We start from the raw sequence: 14,398 nt of genomic DNA on the forward strand, positions 1-14,398 counted from the left end.
TTCGGCCGCCCAAGAGCCGGTCCGCGGGTCGTGACCTCGGGCATGATGTCGGTCATGACGTGCACCGCCCGGCGCTTTTTCGAGCTCCTCGAGCCGATCTGCCTGGTCACGTTCTTGGCCGACGAGTGCAACGAGGAGCTGGCCGCGCTCGGCCACCGCACCTACTGGGACGGCTACTTCGCCAGCCGCGCCGCGCCGCTGGGCCTGGTGCCGGCGCAGGTCGTGCACGCGGCGTTCTACAGCTTCGCCGAGGGGGAGGCCGCGCGGCACATCCCGAGCGCGTGGGAGACGATCCCGCCCGAGGCGTCCTTCGCCGCACGGGAGCGGGGCAGCGCGGCCTCCCTGCGGCGGATCCTCGGCGACGAGCTGGCCTGCTCGCCGGGCCTGGTGCGCGCCGCCGACCTGACCACCCGAGCCGCGACGAGCGCGCCCACTGAAGGCCGCGTGATGTACGCCGGGATGCGCGCCATGCCGGTGCCGAGCGACCCCGTCGCCCGGCTGTGGCATTCCGCGACCATGCTGCGCGAACACCGCGCCGACGGACACGTCGCCGCGCTCGTCGGCGCGCGCATCGGCGGCACGGAAGCCCACGTGCTCAGCGCCTTGGCACAGGGCGTCCACCCGCCGGAGTCGTTCGGGCGCATCCACCACCTGCCGAAAGAGCGGCTGGCCGCGGTCATGGCCGGCCTGCGCGAACGCGGGCTCGTCGGCCCCGACGGCCGGTTCACCGACGCCGGCCGCGAGACCCAGCACCGCATCGAAGCCCTCACCGACGAACTCGCGGCCCCGCCGTACGACGCCCTTTCACCCGCCGAGCGCGACGAACTGGTCGCCGAACTCGAACCCATCACGGCGGAACTGGTGGCCGCAGGATCCCGGTGACGAGCCGGTTTTCAGCTTTGCCGGAGGTTGCCGATGACGAATTCGGCCATTTTCGCGAGTCCGCCGCAGCGGTCGTTGTCCCAGTAGGTGCCGGGTAGGTCTCTGCCTTGGATGTCGAAGGTGAGCATCTGGTCGTGGGTGACTCGGACGGAGACGGAGCACTCGTACGTGTGCTGGAACACGTGGTGGACGACGGCCGGGAGGCCGGCGATCGAGGTCTCGGTCCAGGGCTCGAGTTCGCCGTCCCTCTTCAAGGGCGACACCGACAGTTCGGCGAGGGTGCTCGGGCTCTGGACCGGCTTGAGGGCCTCGATGAGTGCTCCGCCGTGATTGGTCCAGCAACAGCCGAACGCCGGCAGCATGGTTCGCCTGTTGGCACGGATGTCGTTGGGCGGGTCGGCCACGATAGCGGCGGCCTGGTCTTCGGTGAGCAGGCTGCACGGGTCCGAGTCGAACTTGGCGAGGTTGACGGGCCGGTCGACCCGGGTGAGCGGCAGCGGGGCACCGGTTTGCGCCGGTGCCGGTCGCTGGGAGAGCACGCGGCCGGGTTTCACCGGCCCGCACCCGCTGAGCAGGCCCGCTGCGAGGACCACGATCCCGGCAACCGCCAAGATCCTCATGCCGCGGCCGCCGAGAGCTCGCTGCGCCGCTGCTGCCTCACCTGAAGATCCCGGAACGGCGCGGTCATGACCGCAGCACGGCGTCGAGCATCTGACTTCCCCCTACTCTGGGTTCCATCCGGTGACGGAACGTGTCCGACGAACTGTAACGCGACTCATCGGACAAAGCAGATGCGGCCGGTGCCGCAGCGGATGCCTCCGGCGAGCGCGAACCGCCGCCGCGGGCCGAACCGGTTCCGGCGGGCGCCAGTCAGGCGTGGTGCCGCACCGGGGAAACGCTCGGCCGGGACTCCCGGCCGAGCGTTTCGCCACACTCCGTCGACACCGGACGAAGTCGCGGAACCGGTGCCGCGGAACCGGTCAGGACGTGACCGCGCACTGTCCGCGATCGGCCCGCACCGGGCCCTCGCTCGTCGGGCGCACGTCGAAGTCGAAGATTTCCGTGGGCACGTACAGGGTGCAACACGCGTTGGGGATGTCCACGATGCCGCTGATCCGGCCCTCGATGGGCGCGGAACCGAGCAGCAGGTAGGCCTGCTCACCCGTGAAGCCCCACTTCTTGAAGTACTCCACCGCGTTCAGCGCGGCATTGCGGTAGGCCACGGTCGCGTCGAGGTAGAGGTTCTCGTCGGTCTCGCGGTCGACCGAGACGCCCACGAAGGAGAGGAACTCGGAATACCGGGGTTCCACGTTTCCCGGCATGAACACCGGATTCGAGGTGATGCCGTACTTCTCCATGCCGCCTTTGATGAGGTCGACGTGGAAGTCGATGAATCCGCCCATCTCGATGGCGCCGCAGAAGGTGATCTCGCCGTCGCCCTGGCTGAAGTGCAGGTCTCCGCCGGAGAACTTGGCGTCGTCGACGTAGACCGGGTAGAAGACGCGCGAGCCCCGGGTGAAGTTCTTGATGTCGTGGTTCCCGCCGTTCTCGCGGGCCGGCACCGTGCGCGCGCCCTCGCGGGCGATCCGGTCCGAGGTCGACCCGTCGGCCGTGCCGGCGAGCGTTCCGTCGAGCAGCGGTGGCAGACCCAGCGGCGGCACGCGGTTGGGCTCGCGGTCGACCAGCGCCTGTTCTCTGCGGTTCCACCGCTGGAGCAGCTCGGCCGAAGGCGCGGTGCCGAACAGGCCGGGGTGGGTGATGCCGGTGTAGCGGATGCCCGGCAGGTGGCGCGAGGTGGCCTGCTGACCGTGGAAGTCCCAGATCGCCTTGTAGGCGTCGGGGAAGTAGTCGGTCAGGAACCCCCCGCCGTTGGCCTTCGCGAACACGCCGGTGTAGCCCCAGCCCTGCCCCGGCGCGTCGCCGACTTCCTGCGGAACCGGGCCGAGGTCGAGGATGTCCACGACGAGCAGGTCGCCGGGCTGGGCGCCCTCGACGCCGATGGGGCCGCTGAGCATGTGGCAGCGGTTCAGGTCGACGTCGCGCACGTCGTTGGCCGAATCGTTGTTGCCGAGCTGGGCGTCGGTCCATTCGCGGCACTCCACGCGGAATTCCTGCCCGGGACGGACCATCGCGGCGACCGGGACGTCCGGGTGCCACCGGTTGTGGCCCGGCACGGCCTGATCTCGCATGGATTTCGTCTGGTCGACGCTGAACACGATTTCTGGCATGCGAACTCTCCTCCGTTTGCGGGCCCGTTCATCAGGTTTGCCCGCTGTTATCGGGTCAGTAACCGATGAAGCTCCTGGTCGTATCGGCGACGGCCGGTGAAAAAACCACCGCCTCGATTACGCAAAACCCGAGTTCGTCGAGAATCTGAAATTCTGCAAAAGCCTTCGTCGTTTTCCGGCGACCTGCACCCCGCCCCGGGCGGCAAGCCCCGACGGCTCCGGCCCCGCGCGCTCGCACCCGGCGTCGCGGCGGGGTTGCGGGCCAAGACACCGTCCGGTGCGGGCTACTTTCCGTGACGGCCTGGGCTGACTCGGCCGGACGTTCGGCCACTCCCGAGACCAGGACGGCATGCGGCCCCGACGCCGCGTCTCGAACGCGATCGCGCTGTTCGCAGCGTATTCGCAGGTCGCGCGGGAATGTCAAGGGCAACGAAAAACCACGGTCCAGCTTGACGTAAGGTATATCTGTTCGTTATCTTTCGTCAACTTGCATTGGCTGTCGTTACGGGCGTCCAACCAATGCCGATCAAGAAACCGGTGGAGCCACGTGGAAGCCAAGTCCGACGACGACGGTTCGATGGAGTACGTCGTCCTCACCGCCTGGGAATGCGCCCGGTGTGACGTCGCGGGGCGGACTCCGCCGGGTGCCGCGGTCGAGTGCTGGAGCTGCGGCGGCTCCGTCGTGATCACCGCGCGCCCCAGCATCCGGCGCGTCATCGGGTAGCGCCCGGTTTCCCACCTGCGGTTTCCTCCGGCACCAGGTCACCGGGTGAGGTGCCGCGCCGGGGATCGGCAACCGGATCCGCCGTAGCGGCGTGGATCCCGCAGCAGCAGACCGGTGGCGCTCCCGAGTTGACTTGCCTTCCGGAGGGTCTTACGGTTCCGGAAGGCAGAGAGTACTTTCCGTAGCTCGGAAAGCCGTCCGTATCCGCAGTCAAGCGGGCTGGGAGGGCGCGCATGACGACCTACGAGCCACAAGACGTGCGACCAGGGATCGCGGCGCTGGCCGAGCGCCTGCGGGCGGCACTGGGTCCCGATTCGGTCATCGACGATCACCAGCGGCTGCGCACCTACGAATGCGACGGCCTCGCGCACTACAAGGTCACGCCCGCGCTCGCCGTGCTCGCCGAAGACACGGCCGCCGTCGAGGAGACCGTGCGCGCCTGCGCGGAGGCCGGCGTCCCGTTCGTCGCCCGCGGGTCCGGCACGGGCCTCTCCGGCGGTGCGCTGCCGCGCGCCGACGGGGTCCTCATCGTCACCTCGCGCATGCGCCACATCATCGAGATCGACCGGGAGAACCAGCGCGCGGTGGTCGAGCCCGGCGTGATCAACCTGGACGTTTCCCGGGCCGCGAACCCCGAGGGGTACTACTACGCGCCGGATCCCTCGAGCCAGCAGGTGTGCTCGATCGGCGGCAACGTCGCCGAGAACTCGGGCGGCGCGCACTGCCTCAAGTACGGCTTCACCGCCAACCACGTCACCGGGCTCACCTTCGTGACCACCGAGGGCGAGGCCGTGCACTTGGGCGGCAAGGCGCCGGATCCGACCGGGTACGACCTGCTCGGCGCCATCGTCGGTTCGGAGGGCACGCTCGGCATCGCCACCGAGGTGACGGTGCGGCTGACCCGGTTGCCGGAAGCGGTTCGCACCCTGCTCGCGGCCTTCCCGGGCACCGACGACGCCGGCGCGGCGGTTTCGGAGATCATCGGTGCCGGAGTCGTGCCGGCGGCCATCGAGATGATGGACGCGCTGGCGATCGAAGCGGCCGAAGCGGCCGTGCACTGCGACTACCCCGGTGGTGCGGGCGCGGTGCTGATCGTGGAGCTCGACGGACCGGCCGACGAGGTCGAGCGGCAGTTCGAGGAGGTCGAGCGGCACTGCCGCACGCACCGGGCGTTCGAGATCCGCATCGCGAAGGACGACGTGGAGCGCGCGCTGTTCTGGAAGGGGCGCAAGTCGGCGTTCGCCGCCGTGGGGCGGATCAGCCCTGACTACATCGTCCAGGACGGCGTCATCCCACGCACGGCGTTGCCCGAAGTGCTGCAGCGGATGGCGGAGCTCTCGCGCACCAGCGGCGTCCGGGTCGCCAACGTCTTCCACGCCGGTGACGGCAACCTGCACCCGCTCGTGCTCTTCGACGACGCGGTGCCCGGCGAAGCGGAGCGCGCGGAGGAGGTCTCAGGGGCGATCCTGGATCTCTGCATCGAGCACGGCGGATCGATCACCGGCGAGCACGGCGTCGGGTCGGACAAGGCGAAGTTCATGCCGCGGATGTTCACCGAGGAGGACCTCGACACGATGCAGCTGGTGCGCTGCGCGTTCGACCCGGCCGGACTGGCCAACCCCGGCAAGGTGTTCCCGACGCCGCGGCTCTGCGGCGAGGTGCCGGGCCGGCACAAGGGTGCGCATCCCTTGCAGGAAGCCGGAATCGCCGAGGTCTTCTGATGACCGCAACCGACACGGAAGTGCTCGACGCGCTGTGCGCGGCGACCGCGAAACACGCCCGTCCCGCGGCGGCGGATGACGAGGTCGACGGCGTCGCGCCGGCGTTCGTCGCGGCACCGGGCAGCACCGCGGAGGCGGCGGACGTCATGCGGATCGCCGCGGCGCACGGCCTCGCCGTGGTCATCCGGGGCTCGGGGACGAAACTCGGCTGGGGGCAGCGGCCCGCGAAGGCCGATCTGGTCGTGGACACCGGCCGCCTGGACCGCGTCGTCGAGCACAGCGCCGGCGACCTCGTCGTCCACGTCGACGCCGGCCTCCACCTCGCGAACCTGCAGGACCGCCTCGCCCCCGCGGGGCAGCGGCTCGCGGCCGATCCGGTGGTGCCGCCCGGTGCGGCCGGCGCCGGCACGGTCGGCGGGCTCATCGCGACCGCCGCGTCCGGCCCGCTGCGGTTCTCCCACGGCGCGGTGCGCGACCTGCTCATCGGCATCACAGTCGTCCGGGCGGACGGCGTGGTGGCGAAGGCCGGCGGAAAAGTCGTGAAGAACGTCGCGGGTTACGACCTGGGCAAGCTGTTCGCCGGGTCCTGGGGAACGCTCGGCCTGGTCACCGAGGCGGTGTTCCGGCTGCACCCGCGCCCGGTGCTGGCCCGCTGGGTCGTGCTGCCGGTGGACTCGGCCGGCGTCGCGTACGAGCGGCTGCGGCGAGTCTTGCACGCCCAGCTCGTGCCGAACGCCGTCGAACTCGACCGCCCGCCCGGCGGCGCGGGAACGCTCGCGGTGCTCGTCGAGGGTATCCCGCAAGGCGTCGCCGGCCGCGTCGAGAAGTTCCTCGACCTACTCGGAAACGGTGCGCAGCCTCAGGAAACCGCGCCGGAGTGGTGGGGCCGGGCCCCGTGGCAGCGAGGAGACGTGGCCCTGCGCCTCACGCACCAGATCACCGGCCTGCCGGCCTTGCTGAACGCGCTCGACGAACAGGCTTCGCGGCACGGCCTGCCGGTTTCGGTGCGCGGTTCGGCGGGCGTCGGTCTCCTGTACGCCGCGGTGCCGGGGTCCGCCGACCCGGCCGTGGTCGCCGGGCTCGTCCAGGCCCTGCGGGACCGTTCGGCCGCCTGGGGCGGGGACGTCGTGGTGCTGGACGCTCCGCCGGCGGTCAAGGCGGCGCTCGATCCGTGGGGGCCGGTGCGCGGCGTGAGCCTCATGCGCCGGGTCAAAGATCAGTTCGACCCCGAGCACCGGCTCGCTCCCGGTCGCTTCGCCGGAGGGATCTAGATGGCCGAGCCTGCCTTCGATGACCACCACCCGCCGTCGGCGGAGCTCGTCGGTGACTGCGTGCACTGCGGGTTCTGCCTGCCGACTTGCCCCACGTACACGCTGTGGGGCGAGGAGATGGATTCGCCGCGAGGGCGGATCTACCTGATGGAAATGGGCCTCGGCGGCGAGCCGATGACCCCGGAGATGGTGCAGCACTTCGACGCCTGCCTCGGGTGCATGGCCTGCGTGACCGCGTGCCCGTCCGGGGTCCAGTACGACAAGCTCATCGAAGCCACGCGCGCGCAGGTGGAGCGGCGGCACCACCGCCCCGCTCGCGACCGGCTGATGCGCCGCGCGATCTTCAGTGTTTTCCCTTACGCCAAGCGGTTGCACGCCCTGCGCGGTCCGCTGCGGGCCTACCAGGCCACCGGCCTCAGCCGCCGGCTGCGGCGCGGCAGCCTGCTGCGCAGGGCTTTCCCGGCGCTCGCGGCGCTGGAATCGCTGGCACCGGAGCTCGAGCCGTTCGAACCGGTGCCGGAACGGTCTCCCGCCCAGGGCGCGAAACGGGGCACCGTCGGCTTGCTCCTGGGCTGCGTGCAGCGGGAGTTCTTCCCCGGCGTCAACGCGGCGACCGCCCGGGTGCTGACCGCGGAGGGCTTCGACGTGGTCGCGCCCGCCGGGCAGGGGTGCTGCGGCGCGCTGAGCGTCCACAATGGCCGGGAGCAGGAGGCGCAGTCCTTCGCCCGCAAGCTGATCGACACCTTCGAGGCCGCCGGGGTCGAGCAGGTCGTGGTCAACGCCGCCGGGTGTGGTTCGGCGATGAAGGAGTACGCGGACCTCCTCGCCGACGATCCCGCCTACGCCGAGCGCGCGCGAGCGTTCGCCGAGGGAGTCCGTGACATCACGGAATTCCTGGTGGAACGGGGCACAGTCGCCACCCGCCACCCGCTGCCGGTCATGATCGCGTACCACGACGCCTGTCACCTCGGGCACGCGCAGGGCATCCGCACGCAGCCGCGCGAACTCCTGCGGGGGATTTCGGAACTGCAGCTGCGGGAGATCGCCGAGGCCGACCTGTGCTGTGGTTCCGCGGGCATCTACAACATCCTCCAGCCCGAGGCCGCCGGGGAACTCGGGGAGCGCAAGGCGCGCAACGTGCTCGCCACCGGCGCCCCCCTGCTCGTGACGGCCAACCCGGGCTGTCTGATGCAGCTGGCCGCCTCCGCCGAGCGGCTCGGTGCGCAGCTGAAGGTCGCCCACACCGTCGAGGTCCTCGATGCCTCGATCCGTGGCCTCCCGGCGCACGCTGTCGGACGGTCCCGCTCCGGGACCTGACCCGGCACACCCGAAGTTGTCGTCCTCACCAGTGAGGTGACACACGTGTACCAGCACATTCTCGATCCTGTCGCGGGTTCGCTCGCGTGGTCGTCGCTCGTGGCGGCCATCCCGCTGATCGTGCTGTTCGTCCTGCTCGGCATCCTCCGGATGGCGGCGTGGCTCGCGGCGCTGATCTCCCTGGCGGTCGCGCTCGGGGTGGCGATCTTCGTCTACCCGATGCCGGCGGGCCCGGCGTTCCTCTCAGCGGCCGAAGGCGCCGCGTTCGGGTTCTTCCCGATCCTGTGGATCGTCATCAACGCGATCTGGATCTACAACATGACCGTCCGCACCGGACACTTCGACGTGTTGCGGCGTTCGTTCGCCCGCGTCAGCGACGACCAGCGGATCCAGGGCGTGATCGTCGCGTTCTCGTTCGGCGCGCTGCTCGAGGCATTGGCCGGGTTCGGCACCCCGGTCGCCATCACCAGCGTCATGCTGATCGCGCTGGGCTTCCGGCCCTTGAAGGCCGCGGTGGTCGCGCTCGTGGCCAACACCGCACCCGTCGCCTTCGGCGCGCTGGCGGTGCCGATCACCACGCTGGCGACCGTCACCGGCCTGCCGCTGCACGACTTGTCCGCGATGGTCGGACGCCAGACCCCGCTGCTGGGGTTCGTCGTCCCGCTCGCGCTCGTGTTCATCATCGACGGCACCCGCGGCGTCCGGCAGACCTGGCCCGTCGCGCTCGTGTGCGGCGTGGTGTTCGCCGTCGCGCAGTTCGCGATCTCGAACTACGTCAGCGCCCCGCTCACCGACATCGTCGCGTCGCTGCTGAGCGCCGGCGCGGTCGTGCTGTTCCTGCGGGTCTGGCGGCCGGTCGAGGGGTTCAGCGAGGCCGGCGCTCCCGGGGGCACCCGCAGTGCCGGGGGCACAGACGGGCGTGCGGCGGCGACCTCGACGGCCACGCTCGCCCGCGAGGCGCCCCCAGCCGGTCCACCGAGCGGAGGTGGCGGCGATTCCGACGTCGGACGGCGTGACAGCGGAGCCGAGGTGTTCCGCGCGTATGCGCCCTACCTGATCATCATCGTGGTGTTCGGCCTCGCGCAGATCCCGGCGATCCAGCACGCGCTGACCAGCGTCACGCGCACCTTCGCGTGGCCGGGGCTGCACATCGCCTCCGCGAGCGGGAAGGTCTCGACGCTGCCGCTGTTCAAGTTCGACTGGCTCGCCGCGGCCGGCACGCTGCTCATCATCGCCGGGCTGCTGACCATTCCCGTCATCCGCATCCGGCCGGCCACGGCGCTGCAGACCTACTTCGCCACGTATCGCCAGCTCGCTCCCGCGATCGTGACCGTGATGGCCGTGCTCGCGCTCGCCTACGTGATGAACGCCAGCGGGCAGACCACGACGCTCGGTACGTGGATGGCGGGGGCGGGCGGGGTCTTCGCGCTCATTTCGCCGATCCTCGGCTGGCTGGGCGTCGCCGTGACCGGTTCGGACACGTCGTCGAACTCGTTGTTCGGTGCGCTGCAGGTGGTCGCCGCGCAGAAGGCCGAGCTGAGTGCCACGCTGCTCGCCGCCGCGAACTCGTCCGGCGGGGTGCTCGGAAAGATGATCAGCCCGCAGAACCTCGCGATCGCCGCGGCGGCGGTGGGCATGTCCGGGAAGGAGGGTGACCTCTTCCGGAGGGTGTTCCTGTGGAGCGTGGTTTTCCTCGCGGTGATGTGTGTGCTGGTTTATCTGCAGTCCACACCGGTGCTTTCGTGGATGGTGCCGTGAACCGGAGGGCCTGAGGTGTGGCCGTATTCGGTGAAATGCTCAGGAAAGTCGCTTTTGGCAGACTGTGAATGAATATCCGCCCTGAAATGGTTTAAGGGGAGCTCTGCGCACGAATTGTGGCAAAGCTCCCCTTTGGGCCTTGAGTCCTGTTCAGTGATGGGCAGCCGGAGTGAGTGGGAAGAGGGGGAGAAGAGTCCGCTTCCAAGTGAAATTGACAACTCCGGCAAAAGAGGCATACCAGGCGAGTATGGCCGTCACCAGACCGAGCCAGCCGCCCACCTGCCCCATTGTCGGCGCGCCCGCCAGTTCCCCGATCGTCAGGAAGAGGAACGTCAGGGTCAGGAAGACGAACACCGCCAGCACGGCGCCGTTGACCCGGGCCGCGGCCACGGTCATGTACGCCGTGAAGATGGTCCACGCCAACAGGAACAACCCGGTCGCGGTCGCCGCGCTCGCCCCGAGGCTGGGCTCGACGAACTTCACGTACGCGGCGAAGGCCATCCAGAAGGCCGCGAACGAGGTGAACGCAAGAGCGCCGAAAGTGTTACCTTTTCGGAACTCCCACATTCCGGCGAGGAATTGGGTGAGCCCGCCGTAGAACAACGCCAGCGGAAGCACGACAGCTTCCAGCGTGGTGTTCTCGATCAGCCCGGCGTTGAACACGCTGAGCACAAAGGTCGTCATCGCGAAGGCGGCCAGTCCTAGCGGGGCGGGATCGGCGATGTGCGCGCCCGGATCTTCTCGGGCGGCCGTCGCTTCGACCGTGGCGGCTTTTTCTGTGTGTACCATCACCACTCCTTCCGCGACTCACCGGCTCCGCGCCGGTGTCATCATGCGTAACACTTCGGGAGGGTAGTCCGCAATCGCGGAATCGGCGCGCTGAACGAAATCGGTCAAGCGAATTCGGTCAGGCGAGCGTGGGCCGAGCACATTGTGGGCAGGAATCAGCGGGAGCCGGCCATTTCCCTGCGCAATATCGGCAGTAGTAGCGGCGCGCCCACCAGGCTACTCCCAGTGCCGGTACCGTCGCAATGAGCAGCAGGCCGACGACCAGACACGCGGTCACGCCGAGGAGGTCGCCGACGGCCACCAGTGCCACCGCGGCCGCGACCACGCCCGAGAGCGCGAGCACCACGTGCAGTGACGCGGGCCCGCCGCGCCGCATCCCGGCGAGCCGGCGATCCAGGCGGGGATCCTCCGCGCGCAGCGCGCGTTCAAGCCTCCCCAGCTCCTGCACTTCGTCGTCACTCAGCACCGCGGACTCCTTCACGACTGCGTGACCAGGATAACCGCCGGCGCACCAAGATCGGCCCGCGGTGTGCGCCCGCCGATTCACCGTCGCCGGCGGCGAACGGTACCCGTCCGAGTGAATTGCGGGTTGTTCACGGACCTCGCCGGTTTCCGGTGTCGCGCTCGCTGGGCGTTGACTGACTCGATCAGTCAATCAATACTGGGCGAGTGCGAGGACGGGTACCGGCGCGGCCGGTGGGGGAGATCGCCGAAGCGGCGGCGCGGGTGTTGGTGGAGAAGGGCTACCGGGCGGCCGGGGTGTCCGACGTGTCGGCGGCCCTGGGGCTCAGTCACGGCGCGATCTACACGTACGCCAAGAGCAAGGAAGCCTTGCTGTACCTGGCTTTGCTGCGCCTGATCCGGCCGGAGTCGCTCGAGGAGCTGGCCACTCCGGTGCCCGCACCGACCCCGGAGGAGATCGTGGCCCTGGTCGAGGGCTGGGCCACCGGCCAGGCGGCTTTCCCCACGCTGATCGCGGCGGCCGGCCGCCGACCGCGCTCCTCGGCGGTCGCCGAGGAGTTCGGTGGCATCGTCGACGAGCTGTACGGGTTCGTCGAACGCAACCGCCACCTGCTGGCCCTGGTCGAGCGTTGCGCTCCCGACCTGCCCGAACTGGCGCAGTACTACTTCGTGCACCAGCGCAGGACGCTGCTGGCGACCCTCGCTGACTACCTGCGCCGGCGGATCCGCTCCCGCGCGCTGCGCCCGGTGCCGGACCTCTCCGCCGCGGCGCGGTTCATCGTCGAAACCATCGCCTGGTTCGCGTGGCACCGGTCCGGCGATCCCGACTCGGCAATGCTCGACGACGAAGCGTGCCGCCGCACCGTGCGCCACCTGCTGCTGTCCGCGTTCTTGCCCGGTCCGGACGCTGCCGAACACTGACCTGAGAACTGGGGAGAAGCCATGCACGACATCGAAAAGCCCGCGGCGGACGAAGTGGCCGGCGCGAGCGGGTCGGCGCCGAGTTCGTCGGGACCGAGCCGGTCGGCATCGGGTCTGTCGGCGCCGCGCGGCTCGGCATCGAGCGCGCCAGCGCAACGGCCGTCGGCGCCGACCGGGTCGGCGCCGAGTCAGTCCGCGCAGAGCGGGTCGACATCGAGTTCGTCGGAGGCGAGTTCGTTGCCATCAAGTGTGTCGGCACCACGCCCGGCCGCGCCGCGGTCGTCGGCGCCGAGTGAGACGGCGCCGAGTGAGACGGCGCCGAGTGAGACGGCATCGGGTCCGTCGGCGCCGGGCTCGTCGGGACGGAGTTCGTGGGGACTGAGTTCGTCGGCGGCGAGCGGGTCGGCATCGAGCGCGTCGGGATCGAGCGAGTCGGCACCGAGTGGGTCGGTATCGGGTCGGTCGGCATCGGGTCCGTCGGCTCCGAGTGCATCGGCATCGGGTCCGTTGGCATCGGGTGGGTCGGTCGGGGGTCTGTCGGCGCCGGGTGGGTCGGTCCCGGGTCCGTTGGCATCGGGTGGGTCGGTCGCGGGTCTGTCGGCTCCGAGTGCATCGGCATCGGGTCCGTTGGCATCGGGTGGGTCGGTATCGGGTCCGTTGGCATCGGGTGGGTCGGTATCGGGTCCGGCGGTATCGAGTGGGTCGGCCCCGGGTCTGTCGGCGCCGAGTGAGTCGGCACCGGGTCCGTCGGCCCTGGGCGCGTCGGCACCGAGCGGGTCCGCGCCGAGCGAGTCCACACCGAGCGAGTCCACACCGGGTTCGTTGGCGCCGAGACCGGGTGCGCGGCTGGCGTGGTGGCCTGTGCTGGCGGTGGTGGCTGTGGCGGGCGCTGTGCACCTGGCGGTGGCGACCCGTTTCGGGTGGCACCGCGACGAGTTCTACTACGTCATCTCCGGACGGCACCTGGCCTGGGGATACCCCGATCAGCCGCCGCTGACTCCACTGCTGGCCCGGCTGGCCGCGGATCTGCCCGGTGGCGTGTTGCCCCTGCGGCTGCTCGCGATCGCCGCGCAGTTGGGGTGTGTCCTGCTGGCTGCCAAGCTGGCCGCCGAGTTCGGTGGCCGGGTTCGCGCTCAGGTCGTCGCGGCCGCGGCGGTCGCGGCGTGCCCGGTGTTCGTCGCGGCCGCGATGTTGTTCGGCACGACGGTGCTGGATCAGCTGGCGTGGGCCGCGGTGCTCGTCACGGTGGCCAGGGCCGTCCGGCTGGGCACGGTGCGAGCGTGGCTGCTGGCCGGGGTGGTAGCGGGTCTCGGGTTGGAGAACAAGGACACCGTCGGGGTGTTGCTGCTCGGCATCGGGGTGGGGTTGGTGCTGTACCGGCGTGCGGTGCTGCGTACCCCCGGGCCGTGGCTGGCCGCCGCCGTGGCCGCGGTCCTGGTCGCGCCGAACGTGGTGTGGAACGCGCGGCACAGCTGGGCGCAGCTCCGCATGGCGGCGGTGCTTTCGGCCGAGCAGGGCGGCCCGCTCGGTGCGCTGGCGCACCTGCCGCTGCTGGTGGTGCTCGCCGGTCCGCTGCTCGTGGTGTGGGTTTTCGGGCTGCGATGGCTGGGTTCGGCGGCCGGCCGCGACCACCGGTGGGTGCTCGTCGTCGCGGTGCTCGCGCTGGTGGTTTTCACGGCCAGCGGCGGAAAGAGCTATTACGCCGCACCGGCCTTGATCGGGCTGTTCGCGGCCGGCGGGATCTGGGCCGAAACCCGCGCCAAGGCTCGCGGCGCCCGGCGGCGATGGGCGGCTGCGATCGCCGTGTCCGGGGTGCTGGCCGTGCTGATCGGCCTGCCGGTGCTCCCCGTGAGTGCGGACGACGCGCTCCGCCCGATCAACCCCCAGCTCGTGGAAACCTACGGCTGGCCCGATTTCGTCCGCCAGGTCACCGCGGCGGCCACCACCCTGCCGCCCGGCGCGAGCATCTTCACCAGCAACTACGGCGAAGCCGGCGCGCTGACCACCCTCGGCCCGGCCGCCGGCCTGCGGCTGCCCGTGTCCAGCGCGCACAACGGCTACCTCCTGTGGGGCCCGCCCCCGGGCACGCCGGACACCGTGCTCTGCGTGGGCGAATGGAACACCGCCTACCTGCACCGGTTCTGGTCCGACGTCCGGGAAATCGCGCCCCTCACCCTGCCCGGCGGCCTCCTGGACGAGGAAACCACCCACCACGCGGCGATCTACCTCTGCCGCCAACCCCACGGCAACTGGGCGCAACTGTGGCCCGCCTTGCGCCATCTCGACTGACGCTTGCCGGCGGTGGCGAGAGGAGCCCCTGATGCA

Annotated in this window: 13 protein-coding genes; 8 read left to right on the forward strand and 5 right to left on the reverse strand. The window is 70.4% G+C overall.

Annotated elements, in window-relative coordinates; translation table 11 throughout:
- Positions 1–54 precede the first annotated feature (54 nt).
- Positions 55–882, forward strand: a complete 828-nt coding sequence (locus ACIA77_RS30785) for a MarR family transcriptional regulator (protein ID WP_395889506.1) — start codon at positions 55–57, stop codon at positions 880–882.
- An 11-nt stretch (positions 883–893) separates the two neighbouring features.
- On the opposite strand, the gene ACIA77_RS30790 is transcribed toward ACIA77_RS30785, so the two are convergent.
- Together ACIA77_RS30790 and fmdA are read right to left on the reverse strand one after the other, a co-directional pair.
- Positions 894–1,502, reverse strand: coding sequence for a DUF3558 domain-containing protein (locus tag ACIA77_RS30790; protein WP_395889507.1), 609 nt, complete (start codon positions 1,500–1,502; stop codon positions 894–896).
- A gap of 360 nt (positions 1,503–1,862) precedes the next feature.
- Positions 1,863–3,110 (reverse strand): formamidase, encoded by a 1,248-nt coding sequence (gene fmdA, locus ACIA77_RS30795; RefSeq protein ID WP_395889508.1) that lies wholly within the window; start codon positions 3,108–3,110, stop codon positions 1,863–1,865.
- Positions 3,111–3,657: 547 nt separating this feature from the next.
- On the opposite strand from fmdA, the gene ACIA77_RS30800 reads away from it, so the two are divergent.
- From ACIA77_RS30800 to ACIA77_RS30820, 5 genes are all read left to right on the forward strand, one after another.
- Positions 3,658–3,834 (forward strand): hypothetical protein, encoded by a 177-nt coding sequence (locus ACIA77_RS30800; protein ID WP_395889509.1) that lies wholly within the window; start codon positions 3,658–3,660, stop codon positions 3,832–3,834.
- Positions 3,835–4,067: 233 nt separating this feature from the next.
- Positions 4,068–5,555 (forward strand): FAD-linked oxidase C-terminal domain-containing protein, encoded by a 1,488-nt coding sequence (locus ACIA77_RS30805; RefSeq protein WP_395889510.1) that lies wholly within the window; start codon positions 4,068–4,070, stop codon positions 5,553–5,555.
- Positions 5,555–6,826 (forward strand): FAD-binding oxidoreductase, encoded by a 1,272-nt coding sequence (locus ACIA77_RS30810; RefSeq protein WP_395889511.1) that lies wholly within the window; start codon positions 5,555–5,557, stop codon positions 6,824–6,826. The genes ACIA77_RS30805 and ACIA77_RS30810 overlap by 1 nt, the downstream gene beginning before the upstream one ends.
- On the forward strand, positions 6,827–8,143 hold the full coding sequence (locus ACIA77_RS30815; protein ID WP_395889512.1) for a (Fe-S)-binding protein: 1,317 nt from the start codon (positions 6,827–6,829) through the stop codon (positions 8,141–8,143). It begins immediately after the preceding gene.
- A gap of 45 nt (positions 8,144–8,188) precedes the next feature.
- Positions 8,189–9,901: an L-lactate permease gene (locus ACIA77_RS30820; protein WP_395889513.1), complete on the forward strand. Its 1,713-nt coding sequence runs from the start codon at positions 8,189–8,191 to the stop codon at positions 9,899–9,901.
- Positions 9,902–10,051: 150 nt separating this feature from the next.
- Here ACIA77_RS30820 and ACIA77_RS30825 read toward each other — a convergent pair whose 3' ends face one another.
- Together ACIA77_RS30825 and ACIA77_RS30830 are read right to left on the reverse strand one after the other, a co-directional pair.
- The gene (locus ACIA77_RS30825) at positions 10,052–10,690 is read right to left on the reverse strand and encodes an acetate uptake transporter (RefSeq protein ID WP_395889514.1); all 639 of its coding nucleotides are present in this window, start codon (positions 10,688–10,690) and stop codon (positions 10,052–10,054) included.
- 118 nt (positions 10,691–10,808) lie between these two features.
- Positions 10,809–11,156, reverse strand: coding sequence for a DUF3040 domain-containing protein (locus ACIA77_RS30830; RefSeq protein WP_395889515.1), 348 nt, complete (start codon positions 11,154–11,156; stop codon positions 10,809–10,811).
- Positions 11,157–11,359: 203 nt separating this feature from the next.
- On the opposite strand from ACIA77_RS30830, the gene ACIA77_RS30835 reads away from it, so the two are divergent.
- Positions 11,360–12,073 (forward strand): helix-turn-helix domain-containing protein, encoded by a 714-nt coding sequence (locus tag ACIA77_RS30835; RefSeq protein WP_395889516.1) that lies wholly within the window; start codon positions 11,360–11,362, stop codon positions 12,071–12,073.
- A gap of 188 nt (positions 12,074–12,261) precedes the next feature.
- Here the strand turns inward: ACIA77_RS30835 and ACIA77_RS30840 are convergent, their stop codons facing one another.
- On the reverse strand, positions 12,262–12,885 hold the full coding sequence (locus ACIA77_RS30840) for a hypothetical protein (protein ID WP_395889517.1): 624 nt from the start codon (positions 12,883–12,885) through the stop codon (positions 12,262–12,264).
- 67 nt (positions 12,886–12,952) lie between these two features.
- Between ACIA77_RS30840 and ACIA77_RS30845 the strand changes: the two genes are divergently transcribed.
- Positions 12,953–14,362, forward strand: a complete 1,410-nt coding sequence (locus ACIA77_RS30845) for a glycosyltransferase family 39 protein (RefSeq protein ID WP_395889518.1) — start codon at positions 12,953–12,955, stop codon at positions 14,360–14,362.
- The last annotated feature ends 36 nt before the right edge of the window (positions 14,363–14,398 follow it).

Origin of the sequence: Amycolatopsis sp. NPDC051903 (assembly GCF_044452505.1) — a bacterium.
Lineage (GTDB): Bacteria > Actinomycetota > Actinomycetes > Mycobacteriales > Pseudonocardiaceae > Amycolatopsis.